Origin of the sequence: Mycobacterium neumannii, assembly GCF_048452905.1 — a bacterium.
In the GTDB taxonomy this organism is placed as follows: Bacteria; Actinomycetota; Actinomycetes; order Mycobacteriales; family Mycobacteriaceae; genus Mycobacterium; species Mycobacterium neumannii_B.
The window spans coordinates 207536-230251 of sequence record NZ_JBCGVF010000003.1 but is presented as its reverse complement, the minus strand read 5'-3'; the positions used below and the strand labels follow the sequence as shown (position 1 = coordinate 230251).

The 22716-nt window shown below is 67.8% G+C and carries 22 protein-coding genes; 13 read left to right on the top strand and 9 right to left on the bottom strand.

Going from position 1 to position 22716, the window contains the following annotated elements; all coding sequences use genetic code 11:
• Positions 1 to 25 precede the first annotated feature (25 nt).
• The 3 genes from AAHH99_RS07325 to AAHH99_RS07315 are packed head-to-tail and all read right to left on the bottom strand — an operon-like array spanning position 26 to position 2939.
• Positions 26 to 1039 carry a hypothetical protein gene (locus AAHH99_RS07325; RefSeq protein WP_418768071.1) on the bottom strand — a complete coding sequence of 338 codons (1014 nt, stop codon included), beginning with the start codon at positions 1037 to 1039 and terminating at the stop codon, positions 26 to 28.
• Complete coding sequence (locus tag AAHH99_RS07320) at positions 1036 to 2361, bottom strand: Dyp-type peroxidase (protein ID WP_418768070.1); 1326 nt, start codon at positions 2359 to 2361, stop codon at positions 1036 to 1038. The genes AAHH99_RS07325 and AAHH99_RS07320 overlap by 4 nt, the downstream gene beginning before the upstream one ends.
• Positions 2362 to 2378: 17 nt before the next feature.
• Positions 2379 to 2939, bottom strand: coding sequence for a hypothetical protein (locus AAHH99_RS07315; RefSeq protein WP_418768069.1), 561 nt, complete (start codon positions 2937 to 2939; stop codon positions 2379 to 2381).
• A 301-nt stretch (positions 2940 to 3240) separates the two neighbouring features.
• On the opposite strand from AAHH99_RS07315, the gene AAHH99_RS07310 reads away from it, so the two are divergent.
• The 5 genes from AAHH99_RS07310 to AAHH99_RS07290 all read left to right on the top strand — a co-directional run bounded on the left by AAHH99_RS07310 (position 3241) and on the right by AAHH99_RS07290 (position 6779).
• Positions 3241 to 3546 (top strand): hypothetical protein, encoded by a 306-nt coding sequence (locus AAHH99_RS07310; protein WP_418768068.1) that lies wholly within the window; start codon positions 3241 to 3243, stop codon positions 3544 to 3546.
• Positions 3547 to 3575: 29 nt separating this feature from the next.
• Complete coding sequence (locus AAHH99_RS07305) at positions 3576 to 3920, top strand: heme-binding protein (protein WP_418768067.1); 345 nt, start codon at positions 3576 to 3578, stop codon at positions 3918 to 3920.
• A 64-nt stretch (positions 3921 to 3984) separates the two neighbouring features.
• Positions 3985 to 4725, top strand: a complete 741-nt coding sequence (locus AAHH99_RS07300; RefSeq protein ID WP_418769543.1) for an HAD-IIA family hydrolase — start codon at positions 3985 to 3987, stop codon at positions 4723 to 4725.
• A 33-nt stretch (positions 4726 to 4758) separates the two neighbouring features.
• Positions 4759 to 5979: a CoA transferase gene (locus AAHH99_RS07295; RefSeq protein ID WP_418768066.1), complete on the top strand. Its 1221-nt coding sequence runs from the start codon at positions 4759 to 4761 to the stop codon at positions 5977 to 5979.
• Positions 5976 to 6779, top strand: a complete 804-nt coding sequence (locus AAHH99_RS07290; RefSeq protein WP_418768065.1) for an acyl-CoA thioesterase — start codon at positions 5976 to 5978, stop codon at positions 6777 to 6779. The genes AAHH99_RS07295 and AAHH99_RS07290 overlap by 4 nt, the downstream gene beginning before the upstream one ends.
• On the opposite strand, the gene AAHH99_RS07285 is transcribed toward AAHH99_RS07290, so the two are convergent.
• Genes AAHH99_RS07285 through AAHH99_RS07270 form a run of 4 tightly spaced genes read right to left on the bottom strand, consistent with a single transcriptional unit; the run spans position 6760 to position 12895 of the window.
• Entirely contained in the window at positions 6760 to 9255 is a 2496-nt protein-coding gene (locus tag AAHH99_RS07285; RefSeq protein WP_418768064.1) for an AMP-binding protein, read from the bottom strand. The two genes, AAHH99_RS07290 and AAHH99_RS07285, sit on opposite strands and share 20 nt — an antisense overlap.
• On the bottom strand, positions 9252 to 10301 hold the full coding sequence (locus AAHH99_RS07280; protein WP_418768063.1) for an ABC transporter ATP-binding protein: 1050 nt from the start codon (positions 10299 to 10301) through the stop codon (positions 9252 to 9254). The genes AAHH99_RS07285 and AAHH99_RS07280 overlap by 4 nt, the downstream gene beginning before the upstream one ends.
• Complete coding sequence (locus tag AAHH99_RS07275) at positions 10298 to 11878, bottom strand: ABC transporter permease (protein ID WP_418768062.1); 1581 nt, start codon at positions 11876 to 11878, stop codon at positions 10298 to 10300. Before AAHH99_RS07275 ends, AAHH99_RS07280 begins: the two co-directional genes overlap by 4 nt.
• Positions 11879 to 12895: an iron ABC transporter substrate-binding protein gene (locus tag AAHH99_RS07270; protein ID WP_418768061.1), complete on the bottom strand. Its 1017-nt coding sequence runs from the start codon at positions 12893 to 12895 to the stop codon at positions 11879 to 11881.
• 236 nt (positions 12896 to 13131) lie between these two features.
• Here AAHH99_RS07270 and AAHH99_RS07265 point away from each other — a divergent pair, with 236 nt between their 5' ends.
• A complete protein-coding gene (locus tag AAHH99_RS07265) occupies positions 13132 to 13503 on the top strand; it encodes a heme-binding protein (RefSeq protein ID WP_418768060.1) in 372 nt (123 codons plus the stop codon).
• A gap of 1 nt (position 13504) precedes the next feature.
• Here the strand turns inward: AAHH99_RS07265 and AAHH99_RS07260 are convergent, their stop codons facing one another.
• Positions 13505 to 14323: a DUF1206 domain-containing protein gene (locus AAHH99_RS07260; RefSeq protein WP_418768059.1), complete on the bottom strand. Its 819-nt coding sequence runs from the start codon at positions 14321 to 14323 to the stop codon at positions 13505 to 13507.
• A gap of 136 nt (positions 14324 to 14459) precedes the next feature.
• Here AAHH99_RS07260 and AAHH99_RS07255 point away from each other — a divergent pair, with 136 nt between their 5' ends.
• The 7 genes from AAHH99_RS07255 to AAHH99_RS07225 all read left to right on the top strand — a co-directional run bounded on the left by AAHH99_RS07255 (position 14460) and on the right by AAHH99_RS07225 (position 21563).
• Positions 14460 to 14828, top strand: a complete 369-nt coding sequence (locus AAHH99_RS07255; protein ID WP_418768058.1) for a YraN family protein — start codon at positions 14460 to 14462, stop codon at positions 14826 to 14828.
• Positions 14829 to 16340 (top strand): YifB family Mg chelatase-like AAA ATPase, encoded by a 1512-nt coding sequence (locus AAHH99_RS07250; protein WP_418768057.1) that lies wholly within the window; start codon positions 14829 to 14831, stop codon positions 16338 to 16340.
• On the top strand, positions 16337 to 17467 hold the full coding sequence (gene dprA, locus AAHH99_RS07245) for a DNA-processing protein DprA (protein ID WP_418768056.1): 1131 nt from the start codon (positions 16337 to 16339) through the stop codon (positions 17465 to 17467). Before AAHH99_RS07250 ends, dprA begins: the two co-directional genes overlap by 4 nt.
• A 168-nt stretch (positions 17468 to 17635) precedes the next feature.
• On the top strand, positions 17636 to 18484 hold the full coding sequence (locus tag AAHH99_RS07240) for a siderophore-interacting protein (protein ID WP_418768055.1): 849 nt from the start codon (positions 17636 to 17638) through the stop codon (positions 18482 to 18484).
• 24 nt (positions 18485 to 18508) lie between these two features.
• Positions 18509 to 19669 (top strand): lactate 2-monooxygenase, encoded by a 1161-nt coding sequence (locus tag AAHH99_RS07235; protein WP_418768054.1) that lies wholly within the window; start codon positions 18509 to 18511, stop codon positions 19667 to 19669.
• Between the two features lie 33 nt (positions 19670 to 19702).
• The gene (locus tag AAHH99_RS07230) at positions 19703 to 20605 is read left to right on the top strand and encodes a tyrosine recombinase XerC (protein WP_418768053.1); all 903 of its coding nucleotides are present in this window, start codon (positions 19703 to 19705) and stop codon (positions 20603 to 20605) included.
• A gap of 70 nt (positions 20606 to 20675) precedes the next feature.
• Positions 20676 to 21563: an alpha/beta fold hydrolase gene (locus tag AAHH99_RS07225; RefSeq protein WP_418768052.1), complete on the top strand. Its 888-nt coding sequence runs from the start codon at positions 20676 to 20678 to the stop codon at positions 21561 to 21563.
• Here AAHH99_RS07225 and AAHH99_RS07220 read toward each other — a convergent pair.
• A complete protein-coding gene (locus tag AAHH99_RS07220; protein ID WP_418769542.1) occupies positions 21547 to 22482 on the bottom strand; it encodes an LLM class F420-dependent oxidoreductase in 936 nt (311 codons plus the stop codon). The genes AAHH99_RS07225 and AAHH99_RS07220 overlap by 17 nt on opposite strands.
• Positions 22483 to 22716 lie beyond the last annotated feature (234 nt).

Genomic DNA, 22716 nt, shown 5'->3' with positions numbered 1-22716 from the left:
CTCGCCTGATGCGCCGGCCCGGCCCTCAGCGCATCGTCGCGAGGTTCTGCCAGAGGTTGCGCAGACTGTCGGTGCCCCCGAAGAGCGTAGTGAAATGTGTCGAGTCGATCAGAACGATGTCCCCGGCGCGCTGATCCGCCGGGGGCATCCAGATGAGCGCGTTGAACTCGCCGGTGCCGTCGGCGGTGAACGGGTGCGGCCGGTGCGGGTCGACGCGCTGGCGGCCGAGTACCCGAACGGCGTCGCTCTCCGGCGCTGTCAGCTCGTAATGGGGTAGATGCGGATGGAAGTTGAACGTGTTGACATTCGTGAGCAGACCCGCTGAATCGAGATCGTGAGCTCCATTCAGCGGCGCAATCTCACGCGTGCCCTCGATCACCGCGGGTCGTAAACCCCACTTGTTGATCACCGGCACCTCAAGCGCCTTCATCAGCGAGCGGGTGTACTGACCGAACCGCTGCTGTCGCGGAACCAATGGGTCGCCGTGGTGTTCGAACTCCATCTGTCGTTGGGTGAAGTCATCGGTGAAGCCGACATCGTGATGCGGGGCGAGCAGGAGACAGGTTCCCTCGCGGTGCAACCAGTGCGCGATCGCTGCGATCTCATCGGAGGCGGCCGACTGCTCGGACAGCACGTGGTCGAGCCCGAAGACCATCAAGGTGTCGGTGTCGGCGAGGATCCGCTCATCGATCGGCAGTTGATAGCCGGCCTGATCGATCCGCTGGAACACCGCCACCGGATGTCCGGTCACCGCCTCGGCGAGTTCTTGGAATGCCAGTGTCGATCGATGGAAGAGCTCCAGGGTTCCCGCGATGCCCTGTAGGAAGTGGGCTGCATCATATTCGGTCGTCTCATAATTGGGCCACAACGCATTTCGAACTTCCGTCATGGTCGAGAAGCGGTTGTACATCTCGCTTGGGTCCCGCTGTGCCTCCCACGGGTAGCTCCAGGTCCAGTAGATGCTGATCCGCCTGTGGCCGTCGCGGTCACGCGGGATGTGGTTCTGGTTGTATGTGCGGGCCGAGGTGGGAGTCGTCACGACGGTTCCTTCAGACCGGCGAGATGACGTAGGCCGCCCATGCCGGGCAGGAAGAAGTAGGCGCCGCCCTTGAGAGTGGTGAATGCCGGAATGCCCTTGTAGACCCTGCGGATGGGCCGCTTCGGTGTGGTGAAGTCAAGGGTGCCGTCTTGGGTGCCGCAGATAGGGTCGTGCTCGTTTCCGAGTTCGTGGAAGGTCTTGTCGTTGATCCAGACGTTTTGGGCGAATTCGAATTGGCGTACGAGGTCGGCGCAAATGATGAAGGCGGCGATGCCCCGATCGACGCCGTCATCGGCTGCGCCGTCGGGTAGCGCGGGACCGTAGGTGGCGCCACGGCGGATCATTCGCCGACGGTTCATGTAATGCGCGGTGTCGCGAGGGTTGAGCCTCCTGGCGTGCGAGCCCAGCGGGCAGGCGTAGCCGAATGGGTCCATTTCCTTGTAGTTGAAATCGTTGTTGCGCATGGGGTCCGCACCCAACTCGGGATCGTCCTTCTCCGGTGCGAGTACGAGCGGGGCCCCGCTTCGCCAGCGGCCCATGAACTTCGCGGCGAGCAACTCCTCGTCCTCCGATGTATTGGAGTTCGTCCTCAGGTATTCGCGGAACAGCCCGACGTGTTCCTGCAGTCGGCGGTAGGCCATATAGCTGCCGTTGCGCGAGAGTGCCTCGGGTTGAGGCAGATCGAGGACGGGTCCGTTCTCGTCGGGATACCCGAGAATGAACTCACCCGGCTCTAGCGGCTCGCCGGAGCCCGGCGTCGGCTCTTCACCGGAACCCTTCATCACCGGCTGGGACAACCGGTCGCGGAAGCCGAAGTGGTCGTGGGCGTAGTCGAACGGTGGGCTCGCGTTCAGGTCGAGATGGGAAAGGCTGCGCACCCCGTCTGTTTGGGCGATCAGCTTGTCGTGCTCCTCGAGGGATCGTCGACACTGCTCTTCGGTTCGGGAGAACAAAATCGCGATGGCGTGGAGGTCGTCGTCGGCGAGCCCGCCGACCCACCGTTGCGGTGCGCAGGCACCGGTGTCACCGAGGATGCCGGCGCGAGCGGCCATCCCTTCGCGAAACGCTTCGGGGAAAGTGGCCAGCGACTCCTCCGGGACGCCAAGCGCGCGAAGGCCGTGCCACGTGAAGGCCAGGGTGACCCAGCGATCCGAGGATTCCATCGAGGCGCGGACATCCGCTGCAGACTGGACCTTGTCGAGCAGTGCGGCGAGCCAGTTGTGGCCGCCTTCGGCGGAGTCGAAGGTCAGGAACTCGTACCGGCCCGTAATCGCGGGAGTGCGGGTCAGCAGAATGTGCTGTATGTCCTCGAGTTCGAGCATGCGTGGGTCCTGAGCTATTACTGCATCTGGTCGAGCATGGTGGAGAACGCCGCCTTCAGGCGTAGGGCCTTCTTGATCTCATCGGCCGTCACGTACGGATACTCGCCGTATTCGAGGAAACTCGGAACATGGTGTTCGCGGACAAATTTCACGAACGCCTCAGGGTTCTCCCGCCAATCGTCGGGGAAGCCTTCGAGATTGGTGAACACGGTTGTGATCCCCGTCTGGCTGAACAGCTGGACGGCGTCCTCGGTGTACTTGTCGAAATCGGTGTCGAAGATGCCTTGATATTGAAAGTGCAGCCCCGAACCGACGTCGAACAGTTGCCATCGGAGGTAGTGCAGGCGCAGCGGCGCGAGCACGTCGGGGCTGCCCGCGACGGCATCTTCGATCTGCTTGCCGTACGCACGGACGGCCGCTTCGCGGCCCTCCTTGACCTTCGCGATGATTGAGAAGCCGTAGCATGCCGGCGTCCTCGGGAAGACCGGGCCGTAACGGCCACGCTTGAGTTCGAAATAGCCGCTCTCTGGAATGGCCATCGCCGACGGATTCGTCCAATGTTGATCGTTCGCGCCCATGGTGTTCCCCTAATATCGCGGCGTGAGCGGACAATAGCACTGCTCACCGGGTCAGACCCGGAGATCCGGAGGCGACCCTGCAAGCTCGGCGATGCATTGCGCTACCTGCTTGCGCCGGTAATTTGATGCCGGACTAAATAGTCGAGCTATCCTAACGGCGAATGCATCCGCGGAGCCGGAAGAACGTTGAATTGCCGATTCAGAACCCGAAGCCGTCGACCGGAATTAGGCTGCGAACATTCGGTAGCCGGCGTACCGGGTGCGACGGCATGCCGCCCGCCTACGAGAGAGGGAGGCGGCCATGAGATTTACCCATCGCTGCCTATTGGTTGCGCTGTCGATGTCTGCGGCGTCGGTTGCTGTGGCTTTCGCCCCCGTCGCATCGGCGGACTGCACGAATGCGGGGGCGGCCACCGTATGCGCGCAGGGCACCGTCCGCGGCGGGGGGCCCAGTGCCCCGCAGGCCGGTCCGGCCTATCCCGGTTACTGCGCCGACCCCTGGTATTGCAGCGACGACTGGGGCGTCGACATCGTCCTCGATCCGGGTCCGCCCGGAATAGACATTGGCCGACCGGGCCGCCCCGGCGGTGGTCTCGGTCCCCGTTAGCACGTCACCATCTGAGTAAGGAGTTGTCAATGTTGTTGCGACGCAGTGCTGTCGGTGCCGGTGTGGTCGTCGGCGCGATCCTCTTCGGTGCCGCACCGGCCGCCGCCGACCCGCCCAATTGCACGGCCGCCGATCTGGCCGGGGTCATGTCCGGCGTCTCGGCGGGCACGTCGTCCTACCTGTTCACCCACCCGGACGTGAACGCGTTCTTCACCGGGCTGAAGGGTAAGCCCCGAGACCAGATGACCGACGAGATCAAGGCATACCTGGACGCCAATCCGCAGGTCCGCGATGAGCTCCGGGCGGTGCGGCAGGCCGCGTTCGATTTCCGGGCGCGCTGTGACGTTCCGATGCCCGACCTGCCGATGGGCTAACGATCGCGGGCGGAACTGACACACTGGAGGCGTGCGCGACACACCGAAGTGCTGGCTGTCCGACATGGACGGGGTGCTCGTCCGCGAGGAACATGCGTTGCCCGGCGCCGCCGAGTTCCTCCAGCGGCTCGTCGACCTGCAGCGGCCCTTTCTCGTACTGACCAACAACTCGATCTTCACCCCGCGCGATCTGTCGGCGCGGCTGCGGCGGTCCGGTCTGAACGTGCCCGAGGAGTCCATCTGGACCTCCGCGCTGGCGACCGCGGCGTTCCTCACCGACCAGTTGCCTGGCGGCTCGGCCTATGTCATCGGAGAGGCCGGCCTGACCACGGCGCTGCACGAGGGCGGCTACACCCTCACCGACGTGGAACCGGACTTCGTGGTCCTCGGGGAGACCCGGACGTACTCGTTCGAGGCGATCACCAAGGCGATCCGGTTGATCCTCGCCGGTTCGCGGTTCATCGCGACCAACCCCGACGTCACCGGGCCGTCGGCCGAGGGGCCGCTGCCGGCCACCGGGTCGGTCGCGGCGATGATCACCAAGGCCACCGGTCGCGAACCGTACTTCGTCGGCAAGCCCAACCCGATGATGTTCCGCAGCGCGCTCAACCGGATCGAGGCGCATTCGGAGAGCACCGTCATGGTGGGTGACCGGATGGACACCGACGTGGTCGCGGGCATTGAGGCGGGGCTGGAGACCATCCTCGTGCTCACCGGTTCGACGACGGTCGACGAGGTCGAGCGGTACCCGTTCCGCCCCAGCCGGGTGTTGCCGTCCATCGCCGAAGCCATCGAACTGGTGTGAGGCACGGCGCGCCCGCTGCCTACACTGACCCCGATGACCAGCACATCCGAGGCGACGCGGCCACTGGCCGGCGTGCGTATTGTCGAGATCTCCAGCTTCGTCGCCGTCCCGTTGGCCGGGATGACGCTGGCCCAACTGGGGGCGGAGGTGACGCGTGTCGATCCGATCGGCGGCGCCGCCGACTACCGCCGATGGCCCGTCACCGACGACGGCGAAAGCATCTACTGGGCGGGCCTGAACAAGGGCAAACGATCGGTGGCCGCCGACGTGCGCTCCGCCGAGGGGCAGGACGTGATCAAGCGGCTCATCGCCGGCAGTGGGGTCCTGATCACCAATGTCGCCGGGCGCGAGTGGCATTCGTACGACGTCCTCAAGGAGTTGCGAGACGACCTGATCCACGTCGAGGTCTCCGGTCGCGCCGACGGCGGCACCGGGGTCGACTACACGGTCAACGCGGGTCTCGGTTTCCCTCTGGTCACCGGCCCAGCCGAACTTGCCACACCCGTGAACCACGTGCTCCCCGCGTGGGACGTCGCATGCGGGCTGTACACCGCACTGGCCGTCGTGACCGCGCTGCGGCACCGCGACGCGACAGGACAAGGCCAGCGAATCGGCATCCCGCTGGAGAACGTCGCCCTGGCGACGGCCGGCAACCTTGGCTTCTTCACCGAGGTCATGGTCAACGGCACCGCACGCGAACGCATCGGCAACTCGGTGTACGGCCAGTACGGCCAGGACTTCGTCAGCAGCGACGGGGTGTCGTTCATGGTCGTCGCGTTGACCGGCCGGCATTTCGGCGACCTCACCGAGCTCACCGGCACGACGAAAGCGGTTGCCGCGCTGGCAGAAACGGTCGGTGTCGACTTCTCCGACGAAGGGCAGAGGTTCGTGCACCGCGATGCGTTGAGCGGATTGTTCGCCGAATGGTTCACCGCGCACACCGCCGACGAGATCGCCACAGCGCTGTCGGCCACCTCGGTGCTGTGGGAGCGCTACCGCACCTTCGCCGAGGCGACCACCGAGGACAAGGTCACCGCCAACCCGTTGTTCACCTCGCTCGACCAGCCACGAATCGGCACCTATCTGGCGCCGGGACTTCCGATTTCGATCGGCGGGCAGTACCCGCCGGCGGTCGCGTCGCCGGCGCTGGGGGACGACACCGTCGGCGTGTTGGGTGAGTGGCTGGGATTGACCGTCGAGCAGGTCGACGGCCTGGTCGCCTCGGGTGCTGTGGCAACGGGACGCGCTGGATGAGCAGGCTGCTCGACCTGCTCGAGTTGCGCTCGGGAACCGAAACCGACAGCTGGATCGGGCCGGCGAGCGGCCCTGCGGGCAAACGCGCCTACGGCGGTCAGTTCGTCGCGCAGAGCCTGGCAGCTGCCTGCCGCACCGTCGATGTGGACCGGCTGCCCACCAACCTGCACCTGCAGTTCCTGCGCGGCGGGGAGGCGGGTGACGTGGTCGAGTACAGCGTTGCACGCGTGTTCGACGGCCGCACGTCCTCGGCGCGCCGTGTCGAATCCCGGCAGCAGACACGGCTTTTGACGACGGCGACGGTGTCGTTCGCGGTGCCGATGCGTGGTCCGGAGCACGGGCGTCGACTCGCGGCGCTGTACGATCCGCAGTCCTTGCCGCGCACCGGTCCGGCCGGGCCAGCACCGTCGATGCCGCTCGAGGAACTCGATATCAGGATCTTCGACGACGGCTCCTCAGGCGAGTTCGTCCGCCGTCTCTGGTGGCGCGCGACGGTGCCCGTCCCGGACGATCCGATCCTGCACACCCTGATCGCGGTCTATGTGTGCGACGTGTACATGATCGATCCCGCGCTACAGGTTCACGGCCATTCGATGCGGGCGCGAACGCACCGCAGCGGCACCACGGATTCGTCGATCTGGTTTCACCAACCGGTATTCGCCGATCAGTGGAACCTGCTGGAGTCGACGTCGCCCGCCGCAGCACGGGGTCGGGGCGTCGTCACGGCGAGCCTGATCCGCGCCGACGGCGTCATCGGCGCCACGCTGGCGCAGGAGGGTCTCATCGCGGAGCGGGACTGAGCCTTGCCGAGGCGCGCTGCCTGCGGCGTACCCGCAGCAGTCGGCGTGTCATCGTCACCAGATACGTGAGCAGGATGCCGACGGCGAGCGAGGCCATCACGCCGACGGCGGGGTGCCCGGGGAACATCGCATACACCTGGTAGTGGACGAGGTAGATGTAGAGCGAGGCCTCGGCGAGAATGCCTGCCGCGACGGTCAGCGCCGCGGGACAGCGGATGGTCGGCAGCCAGATCACCAGGGCGAGACCGCCGAATACGAGAAGCTCTCGCAGCGTGCTGTCGAAGTAGCCGTACAGCGCCACCGCCAGAACCACCGTCAGCAGCACGCGCTGCAGGGTCGTGCCGGCTTTCGAGGCCGCCCAACCGATCGCGAAGAACCAGAACGCGAGCATCGTGAACCAGGCATCCCGGCCCATGTCCAGCCCGAGCACGTCGTAGCGCAACGCCAACCCGGAGACCAGGAACACCACGGCGAGCGCGAACGGACGTCGGCGTTCGACCCGGTCCACCGCCGGGATGCAGAACAGCAGCGTCAATCCGACCAGCGTCCACACCAGAACCTCGACGAACCACAGGCGGCCTGCGGTCATGCTGTCGTGCGGACCGAGAAATTTGTTGGCCAGCAACAGGTTCGTCCAGGTGTAGTCCGACGTCCACAGCAGGACGATGCCCACCCACAGCACCGAAGGCACCGCGATCCAGCCGATGGTGTTTCGCAGGTGGCGCACTCGCTTGGTGCGCGACACCGGTGTCAGGCAGAACCGGCCGAAGTTGTATCCGGCGATGCCGAGCAGCAGATGCGCGCCGCCCCACAGCTCGAACAACTCGGCATGCGAACCGACGATCAGAATGATCGCGACGGCCCGCAACGCCACGCTGGTCTCCAGCGTCGCGTCCCACAGCCGCCACCGCGTTCGCGGCCGCTTGACCAACCTCTCGAGTTCGCGAAGCGGCCGCTGCTGCCATTCGGCGGGCAACTGCCCGAGCGCTCGCTCCAGACGCACCGACATCGCCACGTAGGACAGCGAATTCCCGCCCAGGTCCACGAAGCTCGCGTCCCGGTCGACCGCAGCCGGGTCGAGCTGCAACACGTCGGCGAACACGTCGCGCAGGTCGGCCGTCGACGTCGCGTCTGGGCCCCGTGCGAGTTCGCGGACGGTTTGGTAGTCGGGTTTACCGGACTCCAGCAGCGGCAGTTCGTCCACCGCGACCGCGCGCACGGCCGACGTGGGCACACCGGCGGCCTCGGCCGCGATGCGTTGGACGTCGCGGTCGCTGTGCGCGCCGGCCGCCGCGACGACGAGGCGGTCGTCGTCGGTGCAGAACGCGGTGATACCGCGGGCGCTTAACGCGGACTCGATGCGCTGCAGATCGACGCGCAAGCCGTACATTTTGACGAACCGGCTGGTGCGCCCCACGATTTCGTAGAGCCCGTCGGGAGCGCGGCGGGCGAGGTCGCCGGTGTGCAACGATTCGACGGTCTTGCCCAGGGCCAGGTCGGCGGGGCCGCGGGCATAGCCCATCATCACGTTGGGTCCGCGGTAGACGAGTTCGCCGACCGCGTCGTCGGTGCCTTCGCCGCTCGGTTCGATCGTGAACGAACCGCCCGGTATCGGCCGCCCGATGGCCTCGGGCCGTGACAGCGCGTGTTCCGGTGGCAGATAGGCCATTCGCGCGGTCGCCTCGGTGGCTCCGTACATGACGAACAGTTGCCAGCCGTGGCTGCGGGCAAGGTCTGCGAACCGTCGGACCCGCTCGGCAGGCATGTGTCCGCCGGCCTGCGTCACGTACCTCAGGTCCGGCAGGTCCATCTTGTCGAACTTGATCCGCTCGAGCAGTTCGAACGTGTAGGGCACGCCCGCGAACGAGGTGCCGCGACGGCGGCGGAACAGGTCCCAGAACCGATCGTCGGTCACCGAGCGATCGGTGAGAATCAGGCCGGCGCCGCGGAGCAGGTAACTGTTGACGACCGAGAGCCCATAGCAGTACGACATCGGCAGGGTGGTCGCCGCACGGTCAGTTTCGCCGATGTCGAGGTAGTCGGCGATCGCGCAGGCATTGGACAGTAGGTTGCCGCGGGAGAGTCGGACGAGCTTCGGCGAGCCGGTGGTGCCGGACGTGGACATCAGCATCGCCAGGTCCTCGTGCAAGCGGTGCCCGCCGGCGCTGCGGCGATGGTGGATCACTCCGTCGGCGATGACGGTGTCGGGGTGGTAGGTGCGCAGGATCGTCGAGTGTTCCCGCCCGGCTGGGACAGCCAACACCACATGGTCAGCGGCGAGCGCAGCGAAATAGTGCACGAGCGTGTCGATGTCGTTGCGTGTTTCGAGCAGCACGAGGCGCCTGCTCTGGCCGAGGTCGATCATCGCGGCCGCGACTCGGTCGGCCAGCGCGGCATAGGTCAGGCGCTGGGTATCGGTGTGCACCGCGACGTTGTCGCCGTAGCCGCGCAGGTGCTCGATCAGCGGGTTCGTCACAGCGCCACTCCGCTTCCCACTACTTGGATGTGGACCTTGGCGTCGACCTGGGGGGGATCGATGCTGTGCTGACGCACGATGATCGGGTCCGCGCCGCCGGCCGGGTCGACGGTCAACAGCACGTCGTGGCCGAGAAACTCGACCGCCAACACGGTACCGACGCCCTCGAGCCGCTCGGTGTCCGAAACCGTAGTCGCGACAAGCTGTTCGGGCCGCAGAAGCAGCGTGGCCGGACCCGTCGCACGGATTTGGGTACCGTGCAGGGGGATTCGCCCCAGCGCGCACTCGGCGACGCCGTCGATGACCGTGCACGGCAGCGATATGCAGTCGCCGAGAAAGGCGGCGGTGAAATGGTCGGCCGGATGCCGGTACACCTGTTGTGGTGGTCCCACCTGAGTGAACCGCCCGTCGCGCATCACAGCGACCTGGTCGGCGACCGAAAGCGCCTCCTCCTGGTCGTGAGTGACCAGCAGCGTGGTGACCCCGGCATCGATAAGCAAGCGGGCCACAGCTTTACGTGTTGACGCGCGCAGCCCCGTGTCGAGGGCGCTGAAGGGCTCGTCGAGCAGCATCACGACCGGCTTGCGGGCGAGCGCCCGCGCAAGGGCCACCCGCTGCTGTTGGCCGCCCGACAGTTCGTGTGGTCGTCGTGATGCGAAGGCGGGCTCCAGCGAGACCGTCTCGAGCAATTCACCGACCTTGGCGCGGATCTCGGCCCGCCGCAGCGATCCGTTCAGTCCGTATGCGATGTTCTGGCCCACGGTCAGATGTGGGAACAGTGCGCCGTCCTGGGCCACGTATCCGACCGCGCGCCGATGCGGTGCGACGGCACCGCCCGGGCCGGCCACCTGGCGGCCGCTGATCACGATCGTCCCGTCGTCGGGTGCCTCGAAGCCGGCGATCAGCCGAAGCAGCGTGGTCTTGCCGCACCCCGACGCCCCGACCACCGCGGTGATGGTGCTCGCCTCTAATTCCAGGTCGACGTGATCCAGCACCACGTGACCGTTGAAAGCCTTGGCCAGGCCGTGTATTTCGACGACGCTCACAGTGCCGCCGCCCTCGTCGACTGCCGATACAGCAGCAAGGTCACCGGTATGGCGAGGACCACGAGCACCAAGGCGTAGGGTGCCGCGGCCGCGTAGTCGAGCTCGCTGGAGAACGACCAGAACATCATCGCCAGCGTCCGGGTCCCGGTAGGCGCGAGCAGCAGGGTTGCCGTCAGTTCGGTTGCCACCGCGACGAACACGAGCGAGGCACCTGCGGCAGCGGCGGGGGCGGTCAGTCGCAGCGTCACCCGGAAGAACGTCGCGGTCGGCGAACTGCCCAGCGACCGGGCCGCCTCCTCCAGGCTCGGCGGGACCTGAGCGAGGCCGGCCCGGACGTTGACCAGCGCTCGGGGCATGAACAGCAGAACGTAGGCGAAGACGATCAACGTCACGCTCTGGTAGAGGGGTCGCACGAAGTGAATCGTGAAGGTCACCAGCGCCAGTGCCGTGACGATGCCGGGCAGCGAACTGGTCACGTAGTTCGCGCCTTCCACGACGCGGGCGAGGACGCCGGTCGAGCGCACCGCCACCCAGGCGACCGGGAACGCGAGCACGGTCGTCACGACTGCTGCGGCCGAAGCCAATCCGACGGTCTGACCCAGCGCGGAGAGGATGTCATCGACGATCCAGACGTCGGCGCCCCCCAGCCACAGCCACCGCACGATCGTGCCGACGGGCACCCCGATGGCCAGCACGGCCAACGCAGTCAGAGCGAGCGTGGCTGGAATCACGCTGTGGCGCAGGTGGATCGGTGCGCCCGCACGCTGCGCACCTGAGCCGATTCTGGCGAACCGGGCGTTTCCGCGCGCGGCGGCCTCGACGACCAGCAGCGCCAGGCACAGGAGCACGAGCACACCGGCCAGCATGCTGCCCGCCGCTCCGTCGAAGGTGGCCTGGAACTGCTGGAAGATCGCGACGGTGAAGGTGTCGAACCGCAACATCGCAAACGCACCGAACTCCGCGAGAAGATGCAACCCCACCAACAGCGAACCCCCCAGGATGGCCAGCCGCAGCTGCGGAAGCGTGACGCGCAGAAACACCCCCGCCGAACCGGATCCCAGCGCCCTGGCCGATTCCTCGACGGCGGGATCGAGCCGTCGCAGCGTCGCGGCGACCGGCAGGTACGTGAACGGGAAGTAGGACAGCGTGGTGACCAGCACGCCCGCCGTCAGGCCGTGCAGTGACGGGAACACCCCGACCCAGGCATAACTGTTGACGAACGCCGGAACGGCCAGCGGCGCAACGAAGAGCGGCCGCCAGAGTGTCCGGCCGGGAAGGTCCGTACGCTCCACCAGCCACGCTGCGCCGATGCCGATCAACACGCACAGCGGAACGGTGATGAGAACCAGTGCGACCGTGTTGAGGAGCAGTTCACCGACGCGTGGGCGCACCACGAGGTCGTACGCCCGCGTCCACCCCACCGAAATCGTCGCCCACGCCACATATCCCAGCGGAATGCAGGTGGCCGCCACCAGGATCGCGACCGTGGCCGAGACCAGCGGGCCGGGCCGGGCCGCCTTGTTCGGCCGCGACACCGGTGCCGCGGGTGGGGGGACGGGGGGAGCGGCGGCGACCACCTACAACAAGCCGGCTTTCGTCATCAGATCGGTGACCTTCTGAGCGTCGAGGTTGGACGGGTTGACGTTCGGCGCCTGCAGCGTGTCCAGCGGGGGCAGGGCGGGGTTGGCGGGCACGCCACTGGCGACGGGGTATTCGAACGATGTGCCCTTCTCGAGCACCTCTTGGCCGGCCTTGCCGGTGACGAACCGGACGAACTGCTGCGCCTGGTCCATCCGGTCGGTCGAGGCGAGCACCCCAGCACCGGAGAGGCTGACGAAGGCGCCGGGATCCTGGTTCTTGAAATAGTGCAGGGCGGTGTTGCCGCTCATCTCTTTGGTCTTCGCCTGATCGCGGAACCAGTAGTAGTGGTAGATCACTCCACCGTCGACTTCACCGGCGTTGACCGCCTTGAGCGTGGCGATGTTGTCGCTGTAGAGCTTGGCATTGGCCTTCATCGCCGCCAACCACTGAGCGGTCGCGGGCTCGCCCTTCAGTTGGAGCAGCGCCGAGACGATCGCCTGGAAGTCGGCCTTGGTCGGAGGCGCTCCCCAGCGGCCCTTCCATTCCGGTTGCTGCAGGTCGAGCAGCGACTTCGGCAGCTGGTCGGGCTGCAGTCTCGAGGTGTTGTAGACGAACACGGTGCTGCGCGCGGCCACCCCGGTCCACTTGCCGGTGGGCGGACGGTACTGCGGCGGCACCTGCTCGAGGGTCTCGGATTCGAGGTCGGCGAACAGTCCGGCGCGCTCGACCGCGGCCATCGCCGGGGAGTTCTCCGTCAGAAAGACGTCGGCGGGCGATGCTTTCCCTTCGGCCACCAGCTGGTTGCCGAGTTCGGTGTCACCGCCTTGGCGGTAGGTCACCTTGATCCCGGTCTCCTTGGTGAAGGCGTCGATCCATTCCTTGGTCAGCGACTCGTGCTGGGCGTTGTAGATCAGCAGTTCGTCGCTCTGGCCCCCATCCGAGCACGCGCTGACGCCGGCTGCCAGGGCGAGGGTTGACAGGACGGCGGCGATCCGCCTCCACCGTGATCGCATACAGGGGATCCTTTCGCGGTACGTGCAGGTCAGGCCGTAATCATTAGCTGAGGTTTGCCTAACGAACATACCCTGTCGTGATCCGTTGAGGCGGGTGTGGATCGATCGGGCCGTGGCGGCCGCCCGCCGGGGTCTCGCCCCGTTTCGGCACAGCGCCGCCGCGTCGCCGCATGCGGGGTACGTTTGCCTCATTCGGGGGCGCCGGCCCTGCGGTACCGAGGCCGAGGACGGACGAGATGACCACATTCAAGCGTTCGGTACCGGTTTGCGCCGCGGCGCTGGTGGCGGCCGGTGTCCTGGGTGCCGTCCCGGTGGCGAGTGCCGCGCCGTGTACGGCCGGCGGGTTGGCCACGACGGCGAGCGGCGTGCTCAGCCAGGCGGGCGGCTATCTGGAGTCGCATCCGGGCGCCAACGAGGTGCTGACCGCCGCGGCGACGCAGCCGCCGGACGTCGCGCTTACCAACGTGCGGGCTTATTTCACCGCGCATCCCAACGAGTACCTCGACCTGCGGGGGATCGCCGCACCGTTGACCGATATGCGCGCGCAGTGCGGTATCGCCGTCAGCCCCGGACAGCTGGCGATGCTGTTCGAGACGATGGGCGAATAGTTCACAACCGCCCGGACCGGGCCCGGACGAAGTTGTAGACGCCGAACGCGGCGATGCCGATCGCGGCGAGGATGAGAAGGAACTTGCCGAACGGTGCCTGCCCGAGCGTCTTGACCGCCGCGTCGAATCCGGTCGCCTTGGCGGGGTCGGCCTGCAGCGTGGCCACCATCACCAGCACACCCGCGCCCGCGAGGACCAGTCCCTTGGCGGTGTAACCCGCGATGCCCACGGCGGTGACGCCGGTGCCGCCGGACGCGCGCAGGTCTCTGAAGAACTTCTTCGTCACGCCCTTGTAGACGTGGTAGCCGCCGACGACGATCAGGCCCAGGCCGACCGCGATCAACACGGCCTTGCCCCAACCGGATTGCATCATCTGCGCGGACAGGCCGGCGTTCTGTTGAGAACTCTGCTGGCCGCTGCCCATGGCGAAGCGGGCCGCCGAGAAGGCGATCGCGAAGTTGACGGCTGCAAGGCCGAGCGATTTCACGCGCTTCCAGGCCGGTGTGTCATCGCGGAAGCGGCCCGAGCCCTCACCCGGCCTCGGGCCGACGATCGCCTCGGCGACGCGCCACAGCCCGAGTGCCAGCAGTCCGGCGGCCACAACCCACAGGAGCACTGCGCCGCCCGTCTGTTGCGCCAATGTAGCCAGCGCCCCCGACTGGTCGGCGTTGCCACCGGATCCCAAGGCGATGCGCAGTATCAGATAGCCGACGAGCAGATGCAGCACGCCGCTGATCGCGAAACCGGCACGCGCGGTGTATTCGAACGCATCGCTGTCGGTCGCCCGGTCGGCGACTCCGTGTAACGAGTTGTCGGTCATGCCGGCGTGTACCCCCATTTTGACGTCGACGAAACAGCGCCGGCTCGAGCTGTGAATGAAGCGGGGGTTGGGGATGACTGGACGTCACGGACGCCGGACGCGCCGATGTGTCGGTCACCTGCTCGACGGTGGTGCCATGAACTCATGGACTCGTGCCGAGATCGGCGCGCTGGGAGAGCAACTCGCGGTCGACCACCTGCGGTCGCTGGGGCTTCGGGTGCTCGAGCGCAACTGGCGGTGCCGGTACGGCGAGCTGGACGTGATCGCGGTCGACGACTCGGCACGCATCGCGGTCTTCGTGGAGGTGAAGACCCGCACCAGCGAGCGGTTCGGCGGGGTCGAGGAGGCTGTGACCCCGCAGAAGGTGCGTCGGTTGCGGCGGCTCGCCGGGTTGTGGCTGGCCGCCCAGCAGACCGCATGGTCGCAGGTGCGCATCGACGTCGTCGGGGTGCGGATCGGCCGGCGCCGCAGCCCGGAGATCACCCACATCCAGGGGGTGGGGTAGATGTCACTGGGGCGGGCGTATTCGGTCGCGGTGACCGCGCTCGACGGCCAGATCGTCGAGATCGAGTCTCACATCGGTTCCGGTCTGCCGAGCATCACCTTGGTCGGGCTGCCGGACGCGGCACTGCAGGAGGCGCGCGACCGGGTTCGAGCCGCGATCACGAACTCTCGCTGCGAGTGGCCGATGACAAGGCTGACGATGGCGCTCTCACCCGCGACGCTCCCGAAGGTCGGGTCGGTTTACGACCTCGCCTTGGCGATGTCGGTGCTGTCGGCCGGCGCGAAGGAGCGGTGGCCTCGACTCGAAAAGACCGTGCTGCTGGGCGAATTGGCCCTCGATGGACGGGTCCGTCCCGTCAAGGGGATCCTGCCCGCCGTATTGGCCGCCAAGCGGGAAGGTTGGCCAGCGGCCGTCGTCCCCGCCGGGAACCTCGCCGAGGCCAGCCTGGTCGACGGTATCGAGGTGTGGGGAGTTCGCACGCTGGGCCAGTTGAAGTCGTGGATCGAAGGCGGGCAACGGCTCGAACCGCGCACCGCGTCTCCGTGCTCGCCGCCCACGCCCGTCGCCGACCTCACCGACGTGGTTGGCCAAACCGAGGCGCGGTACGCCGTCGAGGTGGCGGCGGCGGGCGGTCACCACCTCATGCTGACCGGGCCGCCGGGCGTCGGGAAAACGATGCTGGCTCAACGCCTTCCGGGCCTGCTGCCGTCACTGTCGGAGAGCGAGGCGCTCGAGGTCACGGCGATCTACTCTGTGGCGGGTCTGCTCTCGGGCGAGGCCCCGTTGATCACCCGGCCGCCCTTCGTCGCGCCGCATCACACGTCGAGCGTGGCGGCCATGGTCGGCGGCGGTTCGGGCATGGCGCGGCCCGGTGCGGTCAGCCGGGCGCACCGTGGCGTGCTGTTCCTCGACGAGTGTGCCGAGATCGGCAGCAGCGTGCTCGAGGCGTTGCGTACTCCGTTGGAGGACGGAGAGATCCGCCTTGCTCGCCGTGACGGCGTCGCCCGCTATCCCGCACGGTTCCAGCTGATCCTTGCCGCCAACCCGTGTCCGTGTGCCCGCCCCGACCCGCGGGACTGCGTGTGCACCGGCCACGAGAAGCGACGCTATCTCGGCAAGCTCTCCGGTCCACTGCTCGACCGAGTCGATCTTCACGTGCGAATGCACTCGTTACGCGCGGGCGCGATCGTCGCCAAGGACGGTGAGTCCACCGACGTGGTGCGTGAGCGGGTGGCCGCGGCACGGGCCGCGGCTGCCGAGCGGTGGAGGCCACACGGCATCGGCACCAACGTCGAGGTCAGCGGTTCGTTGCTGCGCCGCAAGTTCCGGCTGCCCCCGGCTGTGATGAAACCGTTCGAGGCGGCGTTGAATCGGGGCACACTCAGCGTCCGCGGCATGGATCGCACGTTGCGGGTCGCGTGGACGCTGAGTGACCTTGCGGGCCGGACATCGCCGACCCTCGAGGACGTCACCACCGCGTTGAGCTTCCGACCGGCCGGAGGTGCGCCGTGACCGACAGAACCACCGAAGCATGGGCGTACCTGTCGCGGGTTGTCGAACCGCCGTGTCCCGCGCTCACTGCCCTGGTGGCGCGGGTGGGCCCGGTGGAAGCCGCGGAGCGGGTGCGGCAGGGCTCGGCAGGCGAAGAAGTCAACCTGCACGCCGAGGCCCGTCGTGACATCGACTGTGCTGCCGACGATTTGGCTGTGCTAGCCCGTCGCGGCGGTCGGCTCGTCACCAGCGATGACGACGAGTGGCCGCTACTGTCGTTCGCAGCGTTCGGAGGCGGCGCTCCGGCCCGGTTACGGTCGCAGGCGCATGCCCCGATGGTGCTGTGGGCGATCGGGCCCGCGACGCTCGACGAGGTCGCCTTCCGGTCCGCCGCAGTCGTTGGGACCAGGGCCGCGACGATGTACGGCGAATTCGTCGCAGGCGACATCGCGACCGGCTTGGCGGAGCGCGACGTCGCAGTGGTGTCCGGTGGCGCGTTCGGTATCGACGGCGCCGCGCATCGCGCGACGCTGGCTGTGGAAGGTGTGACCGTCGCGGTTCTCGCCGGTGGCGTCGACGTCCCCTACCCGGCCGGGCATTCCGCGCTGCTGCAGCGCATCGCCGAACACGGGTTGCTTCTCAGCGAATACCCGCCCGGCGTGCGACCCGCACGCCACCGGTTCTTGACCCGTAATCGGTTGGTGGCCGCACTGGCCGGGGCGACCGTCGTGGTCGAGGCGGGCGCGCGAAGCGGTGCAGCCAACACTGCGGCTTGGGCACGCACGCTCGGTCGCCCCGTGTGTGCGGTGCCAGGGCCGGTGACGTCGTCAGCGTCGGTCGGGTGCCATTCGCTGCTACGGAGCGGAGCAGCGCAGATCGTGACGCGTGCGGCAGACGTCGTTGAATTGGTCGGCAGGGTGGGTGAACTGGCACCCGAGGAGCAACATCCGACATCACCGCTCGACGAGCTCGGCGATATCGAGAAGCGGGTCTACGACGCGCTTCCGCGCCGGGGTGGCCGCACCGCCGAGGAGGTCGCGGTGGCCTCCGGTCTGCCGGCGCGTCAGGTGCTGGGTCCACTGGTGAACCTGGAGTTGTCCGGCCTGGTGGTCGGCCGGGACGGGAGGTGGAAGCTGGCGGCCGGGTGACGGCTGGTCGCAGGTAAGTACAAAGCGGTTGATCGCGCGTGGAAGGGGTAGGAGTGCGTCACAGCCAGCGTGGGCGCCGCAACGTAGGGCCCCAGCCGGCGCGGCCCGCTCGTATAGTCGATAAGGCCGACTAATCACCAGGTCGGCCGAGTTTTGGAGGGATTCTTCGTGGCAGCGCGACCGATACACACCTTCGAAGTGGTGCGTACCGAGCAATTGACACCGCACATGATCCGGCTGGTTCTCGGCGGATCGGGATTCGACACGTTCACCCCGAACGAGTTCACCGATGCCTACGTCAAGGTCGTGATCGTAGATCCCGGCATCGATGTCGCGCAGTTGCCCCAGCCGCTGACACTCGACTCGTTCGCGTCGCTGCCGCCGGAGCGGCGGCCCACCGTGCGCACCTACACCGTGCGCAGCGTCGATCCCGAGCGCCGCGAGATCTGGATCGACTTCGTGGTGCACGGTGAGCACGGTGTTGCCGGGCCCTGGGCGACCGCCGCGACCCCCGGCCAGCCGGCCTACCTGATGGGTCCCAGCGGCGCCTATGCGCCCGATCCCTCGGCGGACTGGCATTTGTTGGCGGGTGACGAGGCGGCGGTGCCCGCGATCAGCGCCGCGCTGGAAGCGCTGCCGGACAACGCGATCGGGCGGGTCTTCATCGAGGTCGCCGGACCCGACGACGAGATCCCGCTGAAGAAGCCCGACGGTGTCGAGGTGCGCTGGATCTATCGGGGCGGGCGTGCCGACCTGGTGCCCGAGGATCAGGCCGGTGACCACGCTCCGCTGATCGCCGCGGTCAAGGAGACCCCGTGGCTGCCCGGGCAGGTGCAGGTGTTCATCCACGGCGAGGCCCAGGCCGTCATGCACAACCTGCGGCCCTATATCCGCAAGGAGCGCGGCGTCGAGGCCAAATGGGCGTCGTCGATCTCCGGATATTGGCGTCGTGGCCGCACCGAGGAGACCTTCCGGCAATGGAAGGCCGAGCTCGCCAAGGCCGAATCCGCTACCTGACCGGCGGCCTGGCACGCTTGCCGCATGACGTTCGGTAACTACCAGTTCGAGATCTACCTGCAAGGCCTCTCCGGCATCGTGCCGAAGCTGCCGATGACGTTCGCGCAGTGGGAGGCCAAGGCGGAAGCGGCCATGCCGCCGTCGGTGTACTCCTACGTCGCGGGCGGAGCAGGTGACGAGCGGACCCAGCGGCTCAACCGCACCGCGTTCGACAACTGGGGTTTGATGCCGCGGATGTTCCGCGCCACCCGCGAACGCGACCTCTCGGTCGACCTGTTCGACATGGCGTTGCCCTCGCCGGTGTTCATGGCGCCGATCGGCGTGATCGGCATCTGCGCGCAGGACGGGCACGGTGACCTCGTCACGGCCCGCGCGGCAGCGCGCACCGGTGTGCCGATGGTCGTGTCGACCCTCACTGAGGACCCGCTCGAGGACATCGCCGCCGAATTCGGCGATACGCCAGGCTTTTTCCAGCTGTACACGCCGACCGACCGGGAGTTGGCCGCCAGCCTCGTCCACCGCGCCGAGGCGGCCGGATACAAGGGGATCATCGTCACCCTGGACACCTGGGTGCCGGGATGGCGGCCGCGGGACCTGTCGACGTCCAACTTCCCGCAGCTGCGCGGCAGCTGCCTGGCCAACTACACCAGCGACCCGGTGTTCCGCGCCGCACTGCCGCAGCCGCCCGAGGAAAACCCGCAGGCCACCGTCATGCACTGGGTGGGTCTCTTCGGCAACCCGCTGACGTGGGACGACCTGCCGTGGCTGCGTTCGCTGACCGACCTACCGCTCATCGTCAAGGGCATCTGTCATCCCGACGACGCGCGGCGCGCCAAGGACGGCGGCGTCGACGCGATCTACTGCTCCAACCACGGCGGACGACAGGCCAACGGCGGGCTGGCGGCCATTGACTGCCTACCCGGGGTCGTGGAGGCGGCCGACGGGCTGCCGGTGCTGTTCGACTCGGGCATCCGCAGCGGCGCCGACATCGTCAAAGCGCTCGCACTGGGCGCCACCGCGGTGGGGATCGGACGGCCCTATGCGTACGGACTGGCGCTCGGCGGCGAGGACGGCGTCGTGCATGTGCTGCGATCGCTGCTTGCCGAGGCCGATCTGACGATGGCCGTCGACGGTTATCCCACCCTCGCCGATCTCACTCCGGACACGCTGCGGCGCGTCTCCTGAGCGTTGCCGAAGGACTCTGCGACGGTTGGTGTCGTGGAAGGCGTCCTCGAGGAGTTCGACGCGTACCTCGCGCTGGAGCGAGGCCGCTCCGAGCACACCCGTCGCGCGTATCTCTGTGACCTTCGGTCGCTGTTCGGGTTCATGGCCGAGCGCGGACACGACGTCGGTCTGAACGCGCTGAGTCTGCCGGTGCTGCGGTCGTGGCTGGCCGCGCAAGCCGCCGCCGGCGCCGCCCGCACGACGCTGGCCCGGCGCACGTCGGCTGTCAAGATGTTCGCCGCGTGGGCGGTGCGGCGCGGCCTGATCGACACCGATCCGGCGGCCCGGCTGCAGGTACCGAAGGCCCGCCGTGAACTGCCCGCAGTGTTGCGTGAGGACCAGGCTCTCGACGCCATGGCGGCCGCGAAATCGGGTGCCGAACAGGGCGATCCGATGGCGCTGCGCGACCGATTGATCGTGGAGTTGTTGTACGCCACCGGAATTCGCGTCAGCGAGCTGTGCGGGCTCGACACCGACGACGTCGACATGCCGCGGCGGCTGCTGCGGGTTCTCGGCAAGGGCAACAAACAACGGACGGTTCCGTTCGGTGCGCCCGCGCAGGAGGCCTTGACGGCGTGGCTCGATCGCGGCAGGCCGGCGTTGGCGACCGCGGACTCGGGTCCGGCGCTGCTGCTGGGCGCGCGTGGTCGTCGGCTCGACCCGCGCCAGGCGCGCACCGTCGTGCACCAGACCGTCGCGGCGGTCGACGGCGCACCGGACATCGGGCCGCACGGGTTACGGCACAGCGCCGCGACGCATCTGCTGGAGGGCGGCGCCGACTTGCGTATCGTGCAGGAGCTGCTCGGCCATTCCACGCTGGCCACCACGCAGCTATACACCCATGTCACGGTCGCACGGTTGCGCGCGGTCCACGACCAGGCCCACCCCCGCGCGTAACTACGGTGATTTCGGTGTAGCCGGTTGCGCTGCGCGCACCCGCGGGCACCGAAATCGCAAAGGAGGACCGGTGGTCAGGTCGACGGTCGGGCTGTCGTGGGGGCCGGTCAGCTACCTCGAGTGGACGCCCGAGCGCGTCGACGCCGCGCCGACGGTGGTGCTGCTGCACGGCGGAGGAGTGGACAGCGCGTCGCTGTCCTGGGGTGGCGTCGGGCCGCGGCTCGCGGCCGGTGGTTACCGCGTGCTCGCGCCCGATCATCCAGGCTACGGCGACAGCCCGCCGGCGCCGTGGCCGTCGACCCAGGATCGGTTGGTCGGCTACGTCGGCGAGTTCGTCGACGCGCTCGACCTGGACCGCTACGCGATCGGCGGTTTGTCGCTCGGTGGTGGGATGACGGTCGGGCACGTAGTGGGCCGGCCGGAAAAGGTCACGGGGGCAATGCTGTTGGGCAGCTACGGGTTCACGACCCGGCTGTCTGAAGGACCGCTGTCCGGTGCCCGGCAGGTGTTGACGTGGGCCATGGTGCGCACCGGCCTGCTGCGAGCGGTGAGCCGGTGGTCGGGGCGAAGCAGGCGTGCCATGGCGTGGGTAATGCCTGCGCTGATCGGCGACCCCGCTGCGCGAACGCCGGAATTGGTGGACGAGATTTTGTCGGCCGCCCGAGCGGATCACGCATTCGAGGCGTTCGGTCAGTGGCAACGCGATCAGGTCCGGTGGAATCGTCTCACCACCGACTACCGCGACCGGCTCGCGACGTTCCCGCACCCAGTGTTGATCATCCACGGAGACAAGGACACCAGCGTGCCGGTGGCGGCGGCGCGGGCAGCGGCCGAACTGATCCCGTTTGTACGCCTCGAAGTGGTTGCGGGCGCGGCACATTGGGTGCAGCGAGATCGTCCCGACGTCGTGGTGTCCGCGATGCTGCAGTTCCTCGACACGCTCAGCGCAGCAGCTTGATCACCTGAGCGATATCCGGCATCGCCGAGGGCCGCCCGGGAAGTTCGTCGAAGGCGGTCCAGTAACTGACCCCGAACCGCCGCCGGCGCTCGGTGAGCTGTTCGGCCATCTGCTCATACGTGCCGATCAGCACGAACGGCGACGTCAGCAGGCGCTCGGGGGAGACGCCGCCAAGTGCGGAGGCCAGTTGTTCGGCGGCCCGATGCGCCTCGTCGGTCACCACGACGGCGTGAATCAGCACGTTGAGTTCGATGCGCTCGAACCGGTCGCCTGCGGCCTCGCGCACCACGGCGATGCGGTTCTCGAGTCCGTCGGCATCGAAGTGCGTCAGCCGAACCGCGGTGGCGTCGCGGTTGTGGGTGATGCCCGCCAGGCCGACGATGTCGGCGAGCCGTCCCGCGAGCTTGAGGACACGGGTTCCGTTGCCGCCGATCAACAGTGGCACGCGCGAGGGCGGGACCGGAAGCAGCTGGCCTGCTTCGGAGCGGATCCGGTAGTGCTGGAGGTCGGCATCGACGGGCCGGCCGTCGAGGAGCGCGCGGATCACCTCGGCCGCCTCGGCCAACCGCGACACGCGGATTCGGCCGTCGTCGAACGGAATACCGGCGGCGTCGTACTCGGACTTCATGTGCCCGGCGCCGATGCCCAGTTCGAACCGGCCGTCGGAGACGAGCGCGAGGCCCGCCGCCTCGCGGGCCGTTTCGACGGGATGACGGAAGTCGTTGTTGAGCACCAGCGTTCCGACGTGCAACCGCTCGGTGGCCATCGCGGCCGCGGCGGCGCTGGTGAACGGCGGCGCCATCGGAACGAGGTGGTCGGCGAACGACAAGACGTCAAAACCGGAACTCTCGACGGCGCGGGCGAACGCGCGCATCTGCTCGCCGGAGCGCGGCAGGCCTGCGGTCAGCCCGAAACGCATGGGCCGGTTGCGATGAGCATCGGTGGTCACGGTTCGACGTTAGGCGCACGCTCGCGCGGGGCCGAGCGTGCGGCAACGGCGGTAATCTGGCGGCGTGTCGTGTGCCAACACCTTCGTAACTGGTTGATGTCAAGGGTGGTTGGGGTGGCCCGCTGGGTCCTGGTCTCAACGTAGTTCGTCAAACGGGTTCTTCCCGACTGCGTTCAATCGAGTTCATCAGGGCGGCGGGGCCTG